The sequence below is a fragment of the Paenibacillus dendritiformis genome, from assembly GCF_015845845.1.
Classification (GTDB): domain Bacteria; phylum Bacillota; class Bacilli; order Paenibacillales; family Paenibacillaceae; genus Paenibacillus_B; species Paenibacillus_B dendritiformis_C.
The window spans coordinates 1-17,481 of the sequence record NZ_LDIG01000189.1 but is presented as its reverse complement, the minus strand read 5'-3'; the positions used below and the strand labels follow the sequence as shown (position 1 = coordinate 17,481).

The window sequence follows — 17,481 nt, the reverse complement described above, 5'->3', positions numbered from 1 at the left end:
CCGATTATCAAACCTTAATCTGCTTCGGCTCCACAATGCCTTGTTTCACCGCTTCCATATATTCATACGGGGATAAATCGTAGATGCTGCCGTGGATGCGGATACGATTATAATCCTGTATAAACTGACTCACGACTTCATAGGCCTGAGGATAAGATTCAAATTCATGTCGCTGGTAGCACTCCGCCTCGATGATCGAATGATACGATTCGATGTGAGCGTTTTTATTCGGCGTTTTGGGCGGAATTCGTTCGTGAATCATGACAAACTCGCTACAGGCATCCTCAAACTTGTTGCTGATAAATTGTGGGCCGTTGTCCGAACGTATGACGGGTTTTTCTGTCTTGTCAAAGAGCTGGCGCTTCCTAAGCGCCTCCTGCGTAATCTGAACGAGATGCTTCGCTTCGCACGTCAGTCCAATGTGATAGCTTACGACCGCGCGATCAAACACGTCCAGGATGTTGGCAAGTCGCTTGGGATGCTTGATCTTGAGCTCCCGCTATTTTCAGTTGATGGCGTCGTTGTAGAAGCACGGTCAGCTTGCGGTAGCCATAGTTCGCGCCTTCACCCGCTAAGAAATCCATGATCCACTCACAAATCTGCTCATCACTGATTGGCTTTCCGTCTTGTCTATAAGATAAACCAGGTGCGGGGCGACCCGCTCTGCGGATTGTCTCTTGAGCTTGCTGCGATCTATTCACATGCGCATAATACGTGGAGCGCTCTACTTCCAGCACACGCAGCACAAAGCTGATGCTGTGTCCTTGCACAATATACTTCTGGGCGATCTCTATCTTATCCGCAAGTGAGAGTTCGTTTTTTAGTAGGTCTTTGAGAATGTCCCTCTCCAAGGCTTGCTCTGCATAGAGTTTCTTGAGCTTCTCATTCTCTTTCGCAAGCGCAGCATAATCTTCTGGAGTCGGGACAAACTTCGCTTGCTTTCATACTAGCCCCATCCAGTTGATCCAGGTCCTTACGATTTAATTCTCTAGCCGGCCCTTATATTCGCACGGCACTCATAGCCAATGTCATGATTCTGGCTCTCGTATGCCTGATTAGTTTCTTTGGCGAAGTGAAGGAAAAGATGCCTTTAACCGACTACGGGATGGCTTTTTCCATCATCGATACGCTGATGCGGGCGACTTACATCGTGTTCGCGGCGGTGTTGCTGGCACGCATCGTCATTGATGAGTTCCGCACCCAATCGATTGCGCTTCTGTTCATGTACCCCATCAACCGCAAGAAGATCCTTGCAGCCAAGCTGCTTATCGTGGTGCTATTCACGCTGTGTGCGGCTATTGCGGGGAATCTGTTCGTCGGAATCAGCTTCTATGTAGTGAATCTGGTTACGCCTATCGTGCCGGAGCCGTTAACCGTATCTGTGGCGGTCCATTCCCTGCTAACCATGGCGATGAGCGCCTTGGCGACAAGCTTTTTGAGCTTGATCCCGTTGTACTTCGGCATGCGGAAGCATTCCGTCTCGGCCACGATCTTATCGTCGCTTATCGTGGTGATGCTTGTCTGTCAAAGAATTAACGGCTTCTCGCTGTATTCTATCATTGCCGTGCCTATCACGAAGCAGAGAGGGGGAGCGGGATGGCGAATCAAGTGTCGAAATGGCTCTGTGTCCTGTGTATTGCCACAATCATCGTAAATGGACTTCTGTTCATGGGAACGGGAAGTCAGAAGGTGCTTATCAGCCTATGTAGCGCCGTTGGACTCGGGATCATAAGCGGAATCGGATGGTTGGTCACGAGGAAATGAACCTATTTTACGAAGGAGACAGGTGACGGGATGAGTGTGTTGGCATCAACTTCGAAAGTATGCGTGCCATCGTAATGGATGATGTGGGAGCGCGTGTCAGGCCGCAGCCCAGCGGTTCAAGCGGGACGCGGCCAGGTGAAGATGGCACTGCCGCGGCATCGCGAACACCATCAAAATCACGGCTAGCGGCGTCATCGCGCCAGCTATGAAGAACTGCGGCGTCAGAGTTCTGCCTATGCATCGGCGCTCAAAGCAATATGCCGATCAAAGAATAGATAATTACGGTGGAGAACAAAACGGTCATATGAAAAAGCGAGAACAAGAACATGAATTTGGCCCATTTCTCGGAGTCCATTTTTCGATACCCGACAATGCTGAGGAACAGCCAGGAGACGCTCGACAGCAATGCGACCAGCATCAGGCCGAGGCTTAGCGACCAGAACAGACAGCTTGCCACAATTAAAGCCGTCAAATAAAGATTCGTTTGCATGCAGGTTCTGTGGATTCCTTTGACGACGGGAAGCATCGGAATGTTAGCGGCCCTGTACTCTTCTTGCTTGCGGATCGCGATCGCATAGAAATGGGGCATCTGCCAGATGACAGCGTGTACAAAAAGTCCGATAATCGCAGGGTGGGTCAGATCCGGATAGATCGCGGCCCATCCCAAAAGAGGAGGCATGGCTCCGGCAATGCTGCCTATCTCCGTATTGTAGACCGTCTTTCTTTTGCTCCACATCGTATAGGGAACCGTGTAAAAGAACAAACCGAGAAAACCGAGCAATGCAGCCAGCGGCGTGGCTAAATATAAAGACGACAGACCAAGAATAGACGCGGAGATGCCTAGCCAGAGCACGGTCGCCGGCTGGATTTCCCCGGTCACTGTCGGCCTGTTTTTGGTTCTCTCCATGATGGAGTCGATATCCCGGTCATACAGGTTATTGAAGGCTCCGGCCGCCCCCATGACGAACACCGATCCCATCAAGGCCAGTATCGTTGCCGGCAGCTTCTCCACCAAGCTCAGATCATAGGTGTATAAGGCCAACGTCAAGCCGGCGAACATCGGAATCAGGTTAGATTTGATAATTCCGCTCTTTACTGTCTGCGCCAATATGGCCGTCCGCGTCTGCTCTTGCTGTGGAACGTCAAGCGCCCTTCGCATAATGAACCTCTCCCCTTATAAATTTTATATACTTATTAGTATTTATATACTATATGGTATGTTAGTGGGGTATGGTATCATTGTCAAGTGAGGGAGGAAGAACCATGGGCAGACGGAGATTAACCCAGGAACAACGAAAACAAGAAACGCGGCAGTTGCTTATCGAGTCGGCAATCGAGATCTTTGCCCAGCTCGGCTTCCACGGCGCTTCTGTAGATAAAATCGCAGAGCATGCGGGCTTTAGCAAAGGGGCCGTGTATGCTCATTTCAAGTCAAAGGAAGAGCTTTTTCTTGCCATACTGGAGCGGCAGATGCAGCTGCAAGTTGGTCATATTCGGCAAGTCATCGAGCGGCAGCATTCCATCTCCCAATTCATTAACGCGATGGATGCCTGCTTCGGTTCGGTGAAGAAGAGAAACCGGACTTGGAATATGCTGTATATCGAGTTTTTGCTGTACGCGATGCGCGAAGAAGCGGTGCGCCACAAATGGTCGCGCATGCTCACGGAATCCGTCGCGCAAATTTCGGGGTCCATTAAGCAACTGATGTCGAGGGAAAAGGGCGGAACACCGTTATCGGCGGATGACATCGCATGGACGATTCTGTCTCTGGAAAATGGCCTGGCCATATTCAGTTATATTGGCGACGAGAGCATGCCCCCCCATTTATATAAGAAGGCTCTTCATCACTTGCTATTGCCCCTTCAGGAGAAATAAGTAAAGCTGGCGTCAGAGATCACTGATGCTTCCGCTTGGCGTTTCTTTACCCGGCTGGCGGAACTGGCGCTACATACGCTCGACCGGAAGCTGGAGGGCTGGGTGCCCGCGCAGATTATAGAGAAGCGGGATCAGGAAAGTATCATTCTCGAATCGTATTGCGCCCATGAATTGAATGTCGACCGCGGCGATATCCTGAATGTGCGCCGGGAACTGAACCAGTGGGTATGGCGCCGGCGGGGAGAGGGAGAAGAATGGGGTTGGGTTCCCGTGGATTATGTGGAGCCGATAGAGTAATTGTGCTGAAGCTCTCGGGCCCTGTTGCAGGAACCGGCAGCGCGGCAGGAAGCTGCCTGGAAGGCAATGCTAGCGAAAGGATGAGATCATGTTGAACATCACAGACTATAGTATAGAATCAGTAAAGGATCCGTTCCGTATTTTGGCCGGACGGCGCTATGAATTCAGACTCGATATCGACGTGTTCGAGGACGATGAACTGTATTCGGAACACGGCGTCTACGTCTGAGTTATCTATGCCGTCGAGGCGGAGCGGGCCTATATTGTGAAGCACGAGCTCTATGAGCGGACGACCGACCGCTATTTGGAGTTCGATCTGGAAGACGATGAGATAGAGGCGGTGAACTTGTTCTGCAGCGAGCATTATGCCGAGGTGGACGAATAACGAATCTCCGTCCAGAAGGGAGGGGCCATGGGACGCAGCAATTTCACCGTACCGTATGGCTATGAGCCGCCGGTCGAGAAGGAGAAAGGAACGCTGATTTACTACGATTCTTTTGAATATGCCACAGCGGAAGAACTCGATCGGGCTGCGGAATATACCGCGATGTATGCCTTCAAAATGTTAGTGCTGTATCCGACCCACGAGGAGACGTTGAAGCGAATGTCGAAAGGAACCGCGACCGCCTATTATAAGCGGGTGAACCGGTTGGAGCAATGGGTCCGGGAGCGGGGCGGTGGAGGCGATGCGAAGGTGGCCATCGAAGATTGGGAAGGGAAGCGCAAGAAGTATACGCCGCTCGATGCCGCGCTTCGCCATCTGACGGAGAAGTATCCCTCCCCTTATTTCTTATATGTGACGCCGGAGACAGCCAACCAGTTCGCCTCTTTCTCTTCCTTCGCGGCATGGATTGGGAAGATGCGCCTCCTGTTGGCGTCCGAGCCGGAGGAGACGCATCCGCGGCTGCGGCAATATGCATATCGCTGGAGTGTCGCAGGCCGGAGCGAAGGGACGAAGTAGCCGGGAGCGAGAGCGCGGGCCAGAGCCATTGTGAATGCATGAGCTAGTTCGAAGAGACAGACCGCGTGGGCCCTCCATAATGGAGGGCTCGTTTTGTTATGGCAGCACGCCTCACAAGCAGTTCTTCACTACGGTGAGCCGGCCCCACCTGCCTTCCACGGCTCGACTTCCCGAAAAACCTGCAGAAATACAGTATTGCCTTATAAGGATTATTCCGTTGGAGGAATTCCTGCAGCAGAACATTAATTTGAGCCATGCCCATGGATTGAAAGCAAAAATCGGCGAAAATGATGCGCTTTTGCAGTAATCTCATCCAATCGCAACTCAACTAGCAAAAATTGCTGCGTTTACGCAGGATTACGCTGCCGTATCCTTTTCCGCGGCATTACCCGCTCTTCCACGGTTTGCCCGCTGCTGTCCTCCACGGCCTGCCCGCCGCGCCTGTCTCCCCGCCATTTTCAGCGTCCTGCCCGTCTGCCGCCGTCTTCCGCACATCCCGCCTTCGTCGTCCCGCCTTCGTCGTCCCGCCTTCGTCGTCCCGCCTTCGTCGTCCCGTCTTGTCTCTCGTCATTATTTAATGAAGTAGGGGAAGTTCCCTTTTTGTTATGCCTGTGTACGTCGAAAATGACAAGAAGATATGTTGAAATTCCGGAAACTAAAGAAGATACGCGGTCTGGGAATCAATGAATCCTATGCCGCAGGCTAAAAGCGAACAGGAACCGTACTGTGGGGGGGCTGCGGATATCTCCTGTAGCAGAACGGCTGTGTCATCCTTAATGTCGAGCGAAGTCCGAAGTGTCAGAAGCTGTGCACATAAGCGAGAGAGGCGAAGGTCATCTATGTCCCCAATATTTTGTTCCGGTGTCCGTGAAGCGGTAACGAAAGCAGTATCAGACGGTGCAGCTCTTTGCAGCCGCTTGCTTGGCCGGAACGGCGAGCGAGGCGCTGTGCCGCAATAAGCGTCAACGTCGCCTGAACTGCTCAAGCTTGCGATGAATGAATTGCAAGGTATGATCCAGGCCGTTCTCTTGCCCTATGGTCTGGGCAAGTGTATGCGCGTTCCGGGCCAGGCTCTCGTTCCGGACAAGCTCCTCCAAGCGGGCGTTGAGCGTGTCGACCGTCATTTCCTTCTCGCGGAGAGGGGCGGTCGCTGCGCCCAATTGCCGCATTCGTCTCGCCCAGAACGGCTGATCGCCGACGAACGGACAGACGAGCATCGGCTTGCCAGCCCGCAGCGCGGAAGCGGTCGTACCCGCTCCGCCATGGTGAATGACACCGGCCGTATGCGGGAACAGCCAGTCGTGGGGGGCCGATTCCATAAGGAAGAGGCTGTCGCCATCCAACTGTCTCTCCGCTAGCATTCCGCTATTGCCGGTTAAGATAATGCCTCTTTGCCCCGCCCGCTCCAGCGCTTCTATCATCATCGCCAGCATGCGTTCCGGCTGCTTCAGCGGCATGCTGCTGAAGCTCAGTGCTAGCGGAGCCGGGCCTTGACGCAGGAATCCGGCTACTTGCTGAGGAGGCTGCCATGGCTCTATCTCAGGCAAATACCAGAATCCGGCCATACAGACGCGATCCTTCCACCGGGGATCATAGGGAACAACGGCAGGGCTGCATGCGTACAAGACGGGAATGTCACGTCCATTGACTCGCAGATCGGGGGTGAATAGCCTCCGTGCCGGCAACCCGAGCGTCTCTCGTCTCCACCGGTTCAACAGATTCTGGAAAGGAGCGGAGAGCAGACGGTTAATGGAATAGCTCATCCGGTTCAACCAGCCAGTGCCTGAATCGAATGGAAGGGCAGGATTCGTGAAGAGCGGGGTTGGCAGAAGCAAGGGCACGGGATGAGCCGCGAAGACCGGAATATCCAACTTCTCGGCGATATCGGCCCCGGCCAATACCTTCGGATGGAAGATAAGTACTTCGGCTTCTTGGGATGCCGCCCACAGATCGGCAAGCATCTGGCCCATCATCGGATAAATCAGCTTCTTCATATTCCGTATGATCGCGATCGGATTCCCGCCTAGCATTTGCTTGCCTTCCTGGGACTGGGCCAGATCTAGGAAGCCGGCCCGGATGCTTGGTCGCTGCAAAACTACAGTATTTTTCTCTACAAAACGCCGATTTGAGGAAAAATCCTGCAGCGATGCAGGATTTTCACATTTTTACTGGTTCTACTGCACATTGAGCGCTAAAATGATGTATTTTCGCAGGAATCGTTCAGAGCGCCATATCGGCGATAGGAAATGATGTAGAAATGCAGGATTTCTACAAATGCTGCAGCGCGCCTGGCCTAAGCTCATAACGCACGATATATTTGCCTGCCCCTCCGGTCACAGTTGTAAACCATCCCTTAGAGCAGAGCGACTGCAGCGTTCTTACCGCTTTGCGATGGTTCACGCATAAATGCGACTCCACGTCGATGGGGCGGATCGGACGGCCGAGCATGCAAGCGAGCCGGATGGCCTCCCGTTCCGCCAGACTGTGCAGGCTGACAGGCGCGGAGTCCGCGTGATAGCGGCTAATCACCATGCGCAGCAGCGCCATGCACAGTTCGGGGCGCTCATAGACGTCGTCATAAGCGAAGGAGATTACCTGAAAACCAATAGCGGACAAAAACGTCTCCCGGTTCAGCTCATTGCAGTACTTTTGCCTGTCCATATTTCTGACGTGCGGTACGAAGCCTTTAATCTCGATGATCAGCTTGACCTGCGGCGACAGCCAGGCAAAATCGCAGAAATAGGACAGGCCCCGCCAATCAAGCACTTCGTATTCCGGATGCAACTGGTCAAAGCTACCCCGAAGGGGCCACCATACGTTGCGGCAAAACAGCTTCTCGGCCTCCCGGTGTCCCCGCTCCAGCCGCCCCCTTCGCTCTCCGGTTCTTCTCTTCAAGTGGTGCTGAATAAACGCCTCATGCGCCTTTTCAAAACTCACCTTACCGCCTCCTTCCACAAAATAAAAACGCCCCGATTCCCTTCGCATCGAAAGGATCGGGACGTTCTTCGTCTCTTACGTTGATTATACTGTGGGATCGGTTACTTGACCAGCCCGTTCTCATGGCCGGCAGCGGCGAGCAACATGGCGGCAGTCGCATGCATCGCATTCCCGCTCTGCTGCGGCAGGCTAGCCGGAACACGGCATCTTGTTCTCTGGTCGACTGTTACAGATCTTGACCCAGACGCACCATATCCCGCAGCAGCATGCCGTTCTCGTAGATTTCCTCCTCATAATGGCGAACGAAGAAATCGCGGTCAATGCCCGTCATTCGGAACCCGCACTTCTGGTAGAGCGCGAGCTGGCTTATGCTGGTACTGCCTGTACCTACTTCTATCGTCTGGCAGCCGAGCGCCTTGGCGGTCTCGATCGCGTGAAGGACGAGCTGCTTGCCGATGCCCTGTCCTTGATGGCTCTCTGCGACGGCCACGTTGACCAGTTCGATTGTGCCCGGCCGGGTCGGCAGCAGCACATAGACGCCAATGACTTCCCTGTCCTGTTCCGCAAGGAAGCACGTTCCGCGCCCAAGGTATTCGTGCACGAGCTCGGCAGAAGGATCTGCCAGCAGCAGCAATTCCATCGGAGGCTGTTCCTCCGTATTCCATTTTCGAATTTGCATCGTGTTGTTCTCCTTTGGTGCAACAGACTGATCTATCTTTAGCTACTTCGGGGCGGGTTCGCACATTTCCTTTTCTCTGAAAATGTTCACCTCTCCCGATGGGGGAGTCGGGGATAGCGCTGCCGCACATGGTGCATCCATCCCGAGCCTGCGGAGTGTCTGGCCCGTGCCGCACATGGTGCATCCATCCCGAGCCTGCGGAGTGTCTGGCCCGTGCCGCACATGGTGCATCCATCCTGCACCTGTCGGCTGTTTGGCCCGTGCCGCACACGGTGCATCCATCCCGAGCCTGCCGAGTGTCTGGCTCGTGCTGCACATGGTGCATCCATCCCGAGCCTGCCGAGTGTCTGGCTCGTGCCGCACATGGTGCATCTATCCCGAGCCTGCCGAGTGTCTGGCCCATGCCGCACATGGTGCATCCATCCTGCGCCTGTCGGCTGTCTGGCCCGAGCCGCACAGCGGGCGTCCAGCATGCGCAGCATGACTGGCTGACTCCTGCTGCATCAGCAGAGCGGCGGTAGCGCCGCGAGTTGGCGGGTGGCTAGTTCGCGACCAGCGTCCGGCGTCCAGCGCGCAGCATCCGGCGTCCGGTGTCTGTCAGGAGGCTCCGCTGCCGCCGGCAGCCTTGGCGCGTGCGGTCCGATGCTTGATGGCCTCCGTCACGACGAAGGCCAGATCATCGTTGCCGTAGAGCGCGAGGACGCCAAGCACCGTGTCGTCCGGAATGTCGCCGGCCTCTTCCTTCGGGACCGTGAGGCCGATGGCCTGCTGCAGCGCCGGGTTGGCGCCCTGCTGCGGATAGGCCTGCTGATAGAGCTCGGCCGGATCGAGCTGATGATTGACGCACCACTGGGTGAATACCAGGATCATCATCTGTTCGTCCCGTTCATAGTTGCGGATAATCTGTTCTTCGATTTCTTTGCGAGACATTGATATATCTCCTTCCAGGCGGTAATATGGGTTCATTATAGCGAATGGGCAGGAGGATTCACAATGATTAAGAACGAGAAGATACGGGCTGCCGAGGTCGAATTGACCGGTCTGAATGGGGAAGAGCTCGGCATCGTGCCGACCTCGGAGGCGCTCGCGATGGCGAAGAAGCTGAAGGTGGATCTCGTCTGCCTGTCGCTGATGAGCAGCCCGCCTCCCTGCAAGCTGATTGGAGCGGGAGCGGCCAAGCAGGATGCGCAGCAGGCCCGCAAGGCGGAGCGGCAGCCGAAGGTGAAGGAGATTCGGCTGCCGCCGCAGATCGAGGATCATGACTATGAGACGAAGAAAAATCAGGCGGAACGGATTCTGCGCGCCGGAGATTCGGTGCAGCTCGTCATCCGCATCAAGGGCAAGGAAGGCGCTCAAGCGCAGCAGATCCTCGAACGGCTGCTGCAGGATTTGCGTCCGGCGGGAACGAAGCGCACCGGCATTCAATTGAGCGGCAAGCAGGCGATGGTACAGGTCGATCCGGCGCCTGGTGCGGAAGCATAGCCTATGCTAAGCAATCGACTCCCATCCGAACGTGAACTGGACAGATGGGAGTCTTCATTCAAGCCCGGACCCGCTGCGCCGCAGAATCGGTCCGAGGCGTGATTGGGGCATGTCCCCGCGCCTTGGCCAGGCCGAACTTCGGCATATTGCCGTAGACGGCCTCGAACTGGCCTCCGCGTACGATATACGTCTCATGATAAATGCCGACCGCATTCGTCTTCCCGACCGCCTGATAGAATCGCCGCCAGGCCTTCAAATGCTCCGGCCCCCGCGCATAGGCTGTCAGATCCTCGAAGGACCGCCAATATTGAACCAGCAATATCGTTCTCAGATTGACGGTCGTCTCCAAGGAGAGAAAGCCAAGCTCCGGGTTCGTATACAGTTCGCGAATCATGGGCGGCATCGCTCTAAAGACCGGCCACCATTGATGAACGGCCCGCCATTTGTTCACCCTCATTCCGATCAGGAAGACGACAATATCCTGCTCTCTATCCTCTACCGTATAGCGCCCGCCAAAGATTGCTTTTCCCATCGTATCTCCTCCTTATCTATTCTGTTGCAGCTGCCGCATTGCCGCATCGCTCCATTCCATCTCCGCCCGAGGAATTTTGCTATACATATATGAGTATCTGTGCAGACATAGTAATATATTTTATAATGCACCTAATGAATGGGAAAGCGGTGACGGGTGTGCTGGATAGGCAGATGAACACGATTGGATTCGGGGTCCTATCGATACGATGATTCTGAGCGTTCTTCTTCGGTCAGACGATTACGTTACGGATACAACATTATGAGAGAACTATCCCGGCGCTGCGGGACGAAGAGACATGGAAGCGTGAGGTGCAGAGCCGCCTCGGCAATGACAATGAGGTCGATGCCTTCTATGAGCAATATATTACTGTGGAACCACTAACAGACCGAACGGCGCAACGTGCGCAGGCAGCAAGGCTCCCCGCCGTTCATCCCCCGGTGCCGCATAAGGGGGATTCTGCTATAATGGGGATGAGGTGAGTGCGATGGCGAAGAGAAGAGGCCGGAACGCCGCTCCGGAAGGGAAAGCCCAATCTGCCCAAGATAAGCCGGCGACGCTCAAGGATCTGCTTCGGCCTGATATCATAGCGCAGCTGAAGGAGCAGGCTGATGTATTGAAGACGGAGGAAGCGCAGCGGAAGGAAGACGCGAGACGCCAGGCGGAGCAAGCCCGGGCGGCAGAGCAGAAGCGGCTGGACAATGACTTCGATTATTTGTTGAACAACAGCAGCATGGATTGGCGCAAGTATAAATAACATGGCAAGAGAAGGTCCGATGATTCGTTCATCGGGCTTTTTTTGGTCATTGTCATGTGGCTGCATGATATGTTAGTATATTGAGGTGTACTCACAAGATGAACATTTGTATTTTCTGGAGAGACAAAGGACTGCTCTTGTTTTTCTCAGGTAGTCAGAGGGGAGAAGGTCTATGAATATGCGATTGGGGTTGTTTCCGCGCATTGTTATTGCGATTATACTCGGCATTGGAGCAGGGCTTATTATGCCGGACTGGTTCATACGAATTTTTGCTACATTAAATCATGTCTTTGGTCAGTTCCTTAGCTTCCTGATTCCGCTTATTATTTTGGGCTTTATTATTCCAGGGATCGGGGAGCTTGGCAGGGGAGCAGGGAAGCTCCTTGGTTTGACTGCATTTATCGTCTATCTATCTACGGTGCTATCCGGGATGCTGGCTTATGGCGTTGCGTCGTCATCTTTTCCCTGGCTGCTGTCCGGGGCCTCCGGGCTGGCAGCGAACAATCCGGAGGAGATGCTGCTCAGCACCTACTTCGAGTTGCCCATACCGCCGATGTTAGACATTATGACGGCGCTGTTTTTGTCTTTCCTGATCGGGATCGGCCTCACCTTCGTGAAGACGAACGCGCTTCTAACCGCTTCGCTCGAATTCAAGGATATCGTAGCTAAGGCGATACAAGCGATTATTATCCCGTTGCTGCCGTTTCATATCGCGGGACTCTTTATGAATATGACGCAGGCAGGCGAAGTCGCGTTCATTCTGCAAGTGTTCGTCAAGGTATTCGCCGTCATACTCGTGATGCATTTCGTGATCATCCTGTGCCAGTATGCGATCGCAGGAGCAGTGAACAAGCGCAACCCGCTGGCGCTGCTCCGCACGATGCTCCCGGCATACCTCACGGCGCTCGGCACGCAATCTTCGGCGGCGACGATTCCGGTGACGATGCAGCAAGTGAAGAAGCTCGGGACAGACGAAGAAGTGACGAACTTTGTCGTGCCGTTATGTGCGACGATTCATATTACCGGATCGGCGGTGACGATTACTTCGGTCGCGAGCGCCATACTCTACATTCATGGCGTGCCGCTGACGGTGGGCACCATGGTGCCTTTCATATTCATGCTTGGCATCGCGATGGTCGCCGCTCCCAGCGTTCCAGGCGGCGGAGTGATGGCGGCCATCGGCTTGTTCCAGTCGATGCTCGGCTTCGATGAGGCCATGGTTAGCCTCGCGATCGCGCTCTACATCGCTCAGGACAGCTTCGGAACGGCAGCCAACGTAACCGGAGACGGTGCGATTGCCCAGATCATTCATGCTGTGAAGAAGAAGCGGGGCCGCCAAGAACCGTCTGTCAGCTAGTCCATAATGATATTGTTGATTGGAAAAGAGGAGCCCGGTGATGCGTTCACCGGGCTTTTTTCTGAAGTGAAGCCGGTCAGGCGGGAATATCAGCTGCTTGGCTCCTTGTGGCCGGCATCCCCGCGACTCAGGATTATCAAATTATTTCATGATAATAATGATTCTAATTGAGAACGATAATCAATTATTTTGGCCAAATCCATTGACTTTCCCGAGGGAAACGCTATAATCATAACTGTTACAACGTGTTAATGATAATGAATATCATTATTATACATGCGGGTGAACATGGGGAATGCAGACCATACATCCGGAACGCCTATACTCTGATTTCTAAGGAACGAGACATGAAGAAGAGATATCTGGTTATTGCGCTTATCCTGTTTGCCTTCATCTCCCTGTTTATCGGGGTCATAGACATCAAGCCGTGGGATTTGTTCAATCTGAACGACGACAAGGTTCATACGTTTCTCGTCAGCCGGGTGCCAAGGCTTATCAGCATCATTCTCGCCGGGGTCAGCATGAGCATATGCGGTCTGATTATGCAGCAGCTCAGCCGGAACAAGTTCGTCTCGCCCACGACGGCAGGGACGCTTGACTCGGCCCGCTTGGGGATACTCGTCTCCTTGATGCTGTTCACGTCGTCGAGTCCGTTGGTGAAGATGCTCGTTGCGTTCGTCTTCGCTTTGGCAGGGACGATGCTGTTCATGAAAATACTGGATCGGATCAAATTCAAAGACACCATCTTCATTCCGCTCGTCGGATTGATGTTCGGGAATATCATCAGTTCCATTTCCACCTTTTTCGCGTACAAGTATGATTTGATTCAGAACATGTCCTCATGGCTCCAAGGCGACTTTTCGATGATTATCAAGGGGCGCTATGAGCTGCTGTACATCAGCATTCCGCTTATCGTGGTTGCATATCTGTATGCGAATAAGTTCACGGTAGCGGGGATGGGCGAGGATTTCTCAAAAAATCTCGGACTCAACTACAAGCGCGTCGTCAATATCGGCTTGATCCTGGTGGCGCTTGTGACATGCACGGTGGTGCTCACGGTAGGGACGATACCTTTCCTGGGTCTGATTATTCCGAATATCGTCTCCATTTACAGAGGCGATAATTTGAAAAATAGCTTGTCGCATACCGCGCTTCTCGGGGCAGTATTCGTTCTGTTCTGCGATATTTTGGGGCGCATCATCATCTTTCCGTATGAGTTGTCGATCAGCTTGACCGTCGGCGTCATCGGAAGCGCCATTTTCGTCTATATGATAATGAGGAGAAGGGCACATGGGTTATAAAGCGAAAACGGGGGTTCTTGCTGTCCTTGCTCTTGCGCTTATCGGGTTGTTCCTATTCTTCAAGCTGGGGGACAACTGGGACTACGTGCTGCCGAAAAGAACAATCAAAGTACTGGCGATTGTGCTGACCGGCGCTTCGATCGCATTTGCCACAACCGTATTCCAGACGATTACAAACAACCGCATACTGACACCGAGCATATTGGGCCTGGATTCGCTGTATATGCTGATTCAGACCATCGTCATCTTCGTATTTGGCTCGAAGACGCTGATGATGATGAACAGCAATGTCGACTTCCTGGTGTCCGTCGGACTTATGGTTGTATTCTCGGGCTTGCTGTTCAAGCTTATATTCAAGGGCGAGAATCAGAACATATACTTCCTGCTGCTTATTGGCATTATTTTTGGCACTTTTTTCGGAAGCATGTCCACCTTCATGCAGGTTCTGATTGATCCGGCCGAGTTCATGATCGTGCAGGACAAAATGTTCGCCAGCTTCAACCATATCAACACGAAGCTGCTGCTTATGGGAGGCGTCCTGCTTCTGCTCGTCACGCTCTACTTTCTTCGCTTCATCAAGTATTTGGATGTGCTGGCGCTGGGCAGGGAGCAGGCGATCAATCTCGGCGTCAATTACGACTATGTCGTGAAGCGGCTGCTCTTTATCGTCGCTGTACTTATCTCTATTTCCACGGCGCTTGTCGGGCCGATTACCTTTCTCGGCTTGCTCGTCGTAAACGTAACGTATCAGTTTCTGAAGACGTACCGGCACAGTTATCTTATCGCCGGCTCCGTCCTCATCAGCATTATCGCCCTTGTGGGCGGCCAGCTCATTGTGGAGCGGATATTCACCTTCTCCACGACGCTTAGCGTCATCATCAATTTCGTCGGCGGGGTCTACTTTATTTATCTTCTATTGAAGGAGAACAAATCATGGTAGAAGTAAGAGGAGTATCCAAACAATATGGCGGCAAAAACGTGATCGAGGACATCTCGGTTACCATTGCCAAAAGAAAAATTACGTCCTTCATCGGTCCGAATGGCGCAGGCAAAAGTACGCTGCTGTCTATCATAAGCCGACTCATTTCGAAGGATTGCGGAGAAGTGTTCATTGACGGGAAAGAAATCAGCCAGTGGGACAGCAAGGAGCTGGCGAAGAAGATTTCGATTCTGAAGCAGTCGAACCATATCAATCTGCGGCTCACGATTCGGGAGCTGGTCTCCTTCGGCCGCTTCCCTTATTCGCAGGGGAGATTGTCCGACGAAGACTGGAAGTACGTCGATGAAGCGATTGAATATATGGGGCTTGCCGAGATGCAGCACAAGTACCTGGATCAGTTGAGCGGAGGGCAGAAGCAGCGGGCTTATATCGCGATGGTCATCGCCCAGAACACGGAGTACATTTTGCTGGACGAACCGCTGAACAATCTGGATATGAAGCATTCCGTTCAGATTATGAAAATATTGCGCAGACTCGTCAATGAGCTGGGCAAAACGATTGTCATCGTCATTCACGACATCAACTTTGCCTCCTGCTATTCCGACTATATCGTGGCGTTGAAGAACGGTAAAGTCATCAAGGAGGGATCGACCGATGACATTATCGACAGCGCGGTTCTCCATGACATTTATGATATGGACATGAGCATCGAGAACTTCAATGATAACAAGATCTGCGTTTATTATGCATAGCTCGACACAAAAAGGGGTCACACCGTTCGGTAATATCGCATTGTCGTGCCATAATAGTACGAATTTGTGATATTAACGGCGATAAATATATTTTCAAAATATGTGGTAGAGGTGAAAGAAATTGAAGAAAACAGTCCTAATTCTGGTTATAGCCATGATGGCAACCCTCGTTGCAGCATGTGGTTCCAATAAGACAGACAGCAGCAATGGTACGACACCTACTGGAGCCGAAGCGAACAACACGGCGGAAGAAATCGTAATTAAGCATGAGCTGGGCGAAACGCCGGTGAAGAAGAACCCGTCCAAAGTCGTTGTATTCAGCTATGGAGTCGTCGATTCCTTGGATAAGCTGGGCGTGGAGATCGCGGCGCTGCCGAAGAACAACCTGCCTCCTTACTTGAAAAAATTCGAAGACGAGAAGTATGTGAATGCGGGCGGACTGAAGGAACCGGACTTCGAGACGATTCATGGCCTGAAGCCGGACCTGATCATCATTGCCGGCAGACAAGCGTCGTCGTATGAAGAGTTCAAGGCCATCGCGCCGACAATCTATATGGATATCGACACGAACCGTTATATGGAGTCCTTCAAAGAGAACGCGGAGACGCTCGGCAAAATCTTCGGCAAAGAATCCGAAGTGCAGGCGGAGTTAGCGAAGATTGATACGGACATTAAGCAATTAAATGAGAAAGTGACAGCGGCGAACAAAAACGCGCTTATCATATTGGCGAATGACGGCAAAATCAGCGCCTATGGCACCGGCTCCCGGTTCGGCATTATCCATGACGTGTTCGGCTTCACGCCAGTAGATCCAGACATTAAAACATCGACTCACGGAGATCCTGTGTCCTTCGAATATATTGTGGAGAAGGATCCGGACTATCTGTTCGTCATCGATAGAGGCGCCGTCGTCGGCGGCGAATCGTCTGCGAAGCAAGTCGTAGAGAACGAACTGGTCATGAAGACCAAAGCTTACAAGGAAGGGCATATCGTTTACCTCGATCCGAGCTACTGGTATCTGTCCGGCGGCGGCCTCGTCTCCGTCGAAGCCATGGTGCAAGAAGTCGGAGCGGCCATTCAATAAGCAATCGTCGGCTTGCAGTTAAGCCGGAACGGCAACCGGGGCGCCTCGTGCGTCCCGGTTTGTTTTGCTATTATAACTTCATCATTTCTACAATCATTCCGGTTACAACGCTATTTTTTTACTGCCGTTTTCGCCAGCTTGATCAGGTCTTCCTTCGTCAATGGATTGTCCGGATTGGTTGAGATTGAAAAACCTTTACCACCTTCTTTCCAGCTAAGCGTATTGCCGAGTTGCATGTGATGTTTCTTTGTCATGTCCTCAGCGGATGTATAAACATAATCTTTTTCTTTCACTTTTGCTTTCCCGTCTTTATTTTCAAGGCGTGAACTCGTCAATTGGATATAATCCTCTCCATTCGTGTACGTTAACACGATATAGTTGGTATATGTCCAGTCAACCTTTTTGGAATATATCTTCTTCCCTAATTTTTTAGCTTCGGCTTTCATTTCTTCGGTATATTCAATGATGTGCGGACCAATAATTTGTGCCTCTTCGAAGGTATAGCCCTCTGGCAAGTCAGCAGGTTGTTGCGGCCTCGCCTCCTTCACACTGGATACTTTCTTCAGATAGTCCTCATATTTATCATAGCCACCCTTGCCGTTGCTGTACCCCCAAACTTCGCGGCCCTTTGGTTGAAAACTGCTATATGTCAGATAGTTATCAAACGGATTTTTTTTCAATAATTCGTTGATTCTAGCTATCTCTTCTTTTTCTAGTTTCTCCCCTTCGCTTTCAGCCTTTGGTTTAGCGGCCGCGGTCTTCA

20 protein-coding genes and 1 pseudogene are annotated in these 17,481 nt (G+C 52.6%); 12 read left to right on the top strand and 9 right to left on the bottom strand.

All coding sequences use genetic code 11. The annotated features are described in order from the left end of the window. Positions 1 to 7: 7 nt before the first annotated feature. Positions 8 to 451 carry an integrase core domain-containing protein gene (locus ABD76_RS19435; RefSeq protein ID WP_197258814.1) on the bottom strand — a complete coding sequence of 148 codons (444 nt, stop codon included), beginning with the start codon at positions 449 to 451 and terminating at the stop codon, positions 8 to 10. Beyond that, positions 444 to 851 (bottom strand): hypothetical protein, encoded by a 408-nt coding sequence (locus ABD76_RS19430; protein ID WP_197258813.1) that lies wholly within the window; start codon positions 849 to 851, stop codon positions 444 to 446. Before ABD76_RS19430 ends, ABD76_RS19435 begins: the two co-directional genes overlap by 8 nt. A gap of 233 nt (positions 852 to 1,084) precedes the next feature. On the opposite strand from ABD76_RS19430, the gene ABD76_RS19425 reads away from it, so the two are divergent. Next, positions 1,085 to 1,654 carry an ABC transporter permease gene (locus tag ABD76_RS19425; RefSeq protein WP_197258812.1) on the top strand — a complete coding sequence of 190 codons (570 nt, stop codon included), beginning with the start codon at positions 1,085 to 1,087 and terminating at the stop codon, positions 1,652 to 1,654. Between the two features lie 357 nt (positions 1,655 to 2,011). Here ABD76_RS19425 and cyoE read toward each other — a convergent pair whose 3' ends face one another. Then, positions 2,012 to 2,923: a heme o synthase gene (cyoE, locus tag ABD76_RS19420; RefSeq protein ID WP_197258811.1), complete on the bottom strand. Its 912-nt coding sequence runs from the start codon at positions 2,921 to 2,923 to the stop codon at positions 2,012 to 2,014. 104 nt (positions 2,924 to 3,027) lie between these two features. Between cyoE and ABD76_RS19415 the strand changes: the two genes are divergently transcribed. The 4 genes and pseudogenes from ABD76_RS19415 to ABD76_RS19400 all read left to right on the top strand — a co-directional run bounded on the left by ABD76_RS19415 (position 3,028) and on the right by ABD76_RS19400 (position 4,897). Next, positions 3,028 to 3,639, top strand: coding sequence for a TetR/AcrR family transcriptional regulator (locus ABD76_RS19415; RefSeq protein ID WP_197258810.1), 612 nt, complete (start codon positions 3,028 to 3,030; stop codon positions 3,637 to 3,639). Positions 3,640 to 3,741: 102 nt separating this feature from the next. Further along, positions 3,742 to 3,936, top strand: coding sequence for an SH3 domain-containing protein (locus tag ABD76_RS19410; RefSeq protein ID WP_197258809.1), 195 nt, complete (start codon positions 3,742 to 3,744; stop codon positions 3,934 to 3,936). Positions 3,937 to 4,024: 88 nt separating this feature from the next. Next, a pseudogene (locus ABD76_RS19405) lies at positions 4,025 to 4,321 on the top strand (DUF6509 family protein). A 27-nt stretch (positions 4,322 to 4,348) separates the two neighbouring features. After that, positions 4,349 to 4,897 carry a hypothetical protein gene (locus ABD76_RS19400; RefSeq protein WP_197258808.1) on the top strand — a complete coding sequence of 183 codons (549 nt, stop codon included), beginning with the start codon at positions 4,349 to 4,351 and terminating at the stop codon, positions 4,895 to 4,897. A 962-nt stretch (positions 4,898 to 5,859) separates the two neighbouring features. On the opposite strand, the gene ABD76_RS19395 is transcribed toward ABD76_RS19400, so the two are convergent. The 4 genes from ABD76_RS19395 to ABD76_RS19380 all read right to left on the bottom strand — a co-directional run bounded on the left by ABD76_RS19395 (position 5,860) and on the right by ABD76_RS19380 (position 9,443). Then, positions 5,860 to 6,927 carry a glycosyltransferase gene (locus ABD76_RS19395; RefSeq protein WP_242069652.1) on the bottom strand — a complete coding sequence of 356 codons (1,068 nt, stop codon included), beginning with the start codon at positions 6,925 to 6,927 and terminating at the stop codon, positions 5,860 to 5,862. 238 nt (positions 6,928 to 7,165) lie between these two features. After that, positions 7,166 to 7,834, bottom strand: a complete 669-nt coding sequence (locus ABD76_RS19390) for a DUF559 domain-containing protein (protein WP_197258807.1) — start codon at positions 7,832 to 7,834, stop codon at positions 7,166 to 7,168. A gap of 226 nt (positions 7,835 to 8,060) precedes the next feature. Continuing rightward, positions 8,061 to 8,513: a GNAT family N-acetyltransferase gene (locus ABD76_RS19385; RefSeq protein ID WP_197258806.1), complete on the bottom strand. Its 453-nt coding sequence runs from the start codon at positions 8,511 to 8,513 to the stop codon at positions 8,061 to 8,063. Positions 8,514 to 9,110: 597 nt separating this feature from the next. Continuing rightward, positions 9,111 to 9,443: a hypothetical protein gene (locus ABD76_RS19380; protein WP_197258805.1), complete on the bottom strand. Its 333-nt coding sequence runs from the start codon at positions 9,441 to 9,443 to the stop codon at positions 9,111 to 9,113. A gap of 63 nt (positions 9,444 to 9,506) precedes the next feature. Here ABD76_RS19380 and infC point away from each other — a divergent pair, with 63 nt between their 5' ends. Further along, positions 9,507 to 9,995, top strand: coding sequence for a translation initiation factor IF-3 (gene infC / locus ABD76_RS19375; protein WP_197258804.1), 489 nt, complete (start codon positions 9,507 to 9,509; stop codon positions 9,993 to 9,995). Positions 9,996 to 10,053: 58 nt separating this feature from the next. Here infC and ABD76_RS19370 read toward each other — a convergent pair whose 3' ends face one another. After that, positions 10,054 to 10,527: a DUF4188 domain-containing protein gene (locus ABD76_RS19370; protein WP_197258803.1), complete on the bottom strand. Its 474-nt coding sequence runs from the start codon at positions 10,525 to 10,527 to the stop codon at positions 10,054 to 10,056. A 487-nt stretch (positions 10,528 to 11,014) separates the two neighbouring features. Here ABD76_RS19370 and ABD76_RS19365 point away from each other — a divergent pair, with 487 nt between their 5' ends. The 6 genes from ABD76_RS19365 (at position 11,015) to ABD76_RS19340 (ending at position 16,718) form a co-directional block, all read left to right on the top strand. Further along, positions 11,015 to 11,284, top strand: coding sequence for a YqkE family protein (locus ABD76_RS19365; protein WP_197258802.1), 270 nt, complete (start codon positions 11,015 to 11,017; stop codon positions 11,282 to 11,284). A 178-nt stretch (positions 11,285 to 11,462) separates the two neighbouring features. After that, a complete protein-coding gene (locus ABD76_RS19360) occupies positions 11,463 to 12,641 on the top strand; it encodes a dicarboxylate/amino acid:cation symporter (protein ID WP_197258815.1) in 1,179 nt (392 codons plus the stop codon). Positions 12,642 to 12,988: 347 nt separating this feature from the next. Continuing rightward, positions 12,989 to 13,942 carry an ABC transporter permease gene (locus ABD76_RS19355; RefSeq protein WP_197258801.1) on the top strand — a complete coding sequence of 318 codons (954 nt, stop codon included), beginning with the start codon at positions 12,989 to 12,991 and terminating at the stop codon, positions 13,940 to 13,942. Next, a complete protein-coding gene (locus ABD76_RS19350) occupies positions 13,932 to 14,882 on the top strand; it encodes an iron chelate uptake ABC transporter family permease subunit (protein WP_197258800.1) in 951 nt (316 codons plus the stop codon). The genes ABD76_RS19355 and ABD76_RS19350 overlap by 11 nt, the downstream gene beginning before the upstream one ends. After that, complete coding sequence (locus ABD76_RS19345; RefSeq protein WP_197258799.1) at positions 14,876 to 15,634, top strand: iron ABC transporter ATP-binding protein; 759 nt, start codon at positions 14,876 to 14,878, stop codon at positions 15,632 to 15,634. The genes ABD76_RS19350 and ABD76_RS19345 overlap by 7 nt, the downstream gene beginning before the upstream one ends. 121 nt (positions 15,635 to 15,755) lie before the next feature. Next, a complete protein-coding gene (locus tag ABD76_RS19340; RefSeq protein WP_197258798.1) occupies positions 15,756 to 16,718 on the top strand; it encodes a siderophore ABC transporter substrate-binding protein in 963 nt (320 codons plus the stop codon). Positions 16,719 to 16,828: 110 nt separating this feature from the next. Here ABD76_RS19340 and ABD76_RS19335 read toward each other — a convergent pair. Next, positions 16,829 to 17,481: hypothetical protein (locus ABD76_RS19335; RefSeq protein ID WP_197258797.1), on the bottom strand; the 653-nt coding region annotated here is incomplete at its 5' end.

What these genes read in the sequence shown, in the direction of transcription:
- ABD76_RS19400 (WP_197258808.1), top strand. Translation starts at nt 4,349, where the DNA reads ATGGGACGCAGCAATTTCACCGTACCGTATGGCTATGAGCCGCCGGTC.
- infC (WP_197258804.1), top strand. Translation starts at nt 9,507, where the DNA reads ATGATTAAGAACGAGAAGATACGGGCTGCCGAGGTCGAATTGACCGGT.
- ABD76_RS19395 (WP_242069652.1), bottom strand. Translation starts at nt 6,927, where the DNA reads ATGCTAGGCGGGAATCCGATCGCGATCATACGGAATATGAAGAAGCTG.
- ABD76_RS19370 (WP_197258803.1), bottom strand. Translation starts at nt 10,527, where the DNA reads ATGGGAAAAGCAATCTTTGGCGGGCGCTATACGGTAGAGGATAGAGAG.
- ABD76_RS19345 (WP_197258799.1), top strand. Translation starts at nt 14,876, where the DNA reads ATGGTAGAAGTAAGAGGAGTATCCAAACAATATGGCGGCAAAAACGTG.
- ABD76_RS19365 (WP_197258802.1), top strand. Translation starts at nt 11,015, where the DNA reads ATGGCGAAGAGAAGAGGCCGGAACGCCGCTCCGGAAGGGAAAGCCCAA.
- ABD76_RS19355 (WP_197258801.1), top strand. Translation starts at nt 12,989, where the DNA reads ATGAAGAAGAGATATCTGGTTATTGCGCTTATCCTGTTTGCCTTCATC.
- ABD76_RS19425 (WP_197258812.1), top strand. Translation starts at nt 1,085, where the DNA reads ATGCCTTTAACCGACTACGGGATGGCTTTTTCCATCATCGATACGCTG.
- ABD76_RS19350 (WP_197258800.1), top strand. Translation starts at nt 13,932, where the DNA reads ATGGGTTATAAAGCGAAAACGGGGGTTCTTGCTGTCCTTGCTCTTGCG.
- ABD76_RS19380 (WP_197258805.1), bottom strand. Translation starts at nt 9,443, where the DNA reads ATGTCTCGCAAAGAAATCGAAGAACAGATTATCCGCAACTATGAACGG.
- cyoE (WP_197258811.1), bottom strand. Translation starts at nt 2,923, where the DNA reads ATGCGAAGGGCGCTTGACGTTCCACAGCAAGAGCAGACGCGGACGGCC.
- ABD76_RS19360 (WP_197258815.1), top strand. Translation starts at nt 11,463, where the DNA reads ATGCGATTGGGGTTGTTTCCGCGCATTGTTATTGCGATTATACTCGGC.
- ABD76_RS19415 (WP_197258810.1), top strand. Translation starts at nt 3,028, where the DNA reads ATGGGCAGACGGAGATTAACCCAGGAACAACGAAAACAAGAAACGCGG.
- ABD76_RS19385 (WP_197258806.1), bottom strand. Translation starts at nt 8,513, where the DNA reads ATGCAAATTCGAAAATGGAATACGGAGGAACAGCCTCCGATGGAATTG.